This window comes from Campylobacter sp. S4:11 (assembly GCF_024723695.1).
GTDB classification, from domain to species: domain Bacteria; phylum Campylobacterota; class Campylobacteria; order Campylobacterales; family Campylobacteraceae; genus Campylobacter_D; species Campylobacter_D jejuni_C.
Genome location: NZ_JANQDC010000095.1, coordinates 1 through 466, shown reverse-complemented (window position 1 = coordinate 466; position 466 = coordinate 1). Strand labels below are relative to the sequence as shown.

1 protein-coding gene is annotated in these 466 nt (G+C 27.3%); it reads right to left on the bottom strand.

The window, feature by feature from the left end:
- Positions 1–466 (bottom strand): hypothetical protein (locus tag CAMP5053_RS08365; protein WP_337217655.1); only part of this gene is annotated, 466 nt, incomplete at both ends.

The following is a 466-nucleotide window of genomic DNA, read 5'->3' as shown; positions in this document are numbered from 1 at the left end:
GAGAAAGGATTGATTAGTTTTTGAAAAAAATCATTTGGATGATCAATACATTGACCATTAGGTGTTATAGAATTACTAGGGCATACAACAGGAGGTTTAATTTTATCTGCGATTTTATTAAGCAAATCTTGAGTATTTATTAGCAGTTTTTTTGCTAATTCTTTAATGTTTTCAGAAAAATAGTAAGATATAACACTTCCTCCAGCAAAAATAATTATACCAAAAATAATTTTTCCTCTAAACAAGATAAGTGCTATTTCTTTAGAAATATCTAAGCCTTTTTTTAAAACAAAATCTTGTATAACTTCTTCTCCTAGTTTTACTAAAACTTTAGTTATATCGCCATTGTTAATATACTCTAAGGTATATTCAGTAATTTTTAGTTTGTTATCCACTTTATCTGTAATAACTTGAACTTTTTGAATATAAGGTTGTAGGGTTTCTTTAGTGGGAGAGTTGGGGGAAA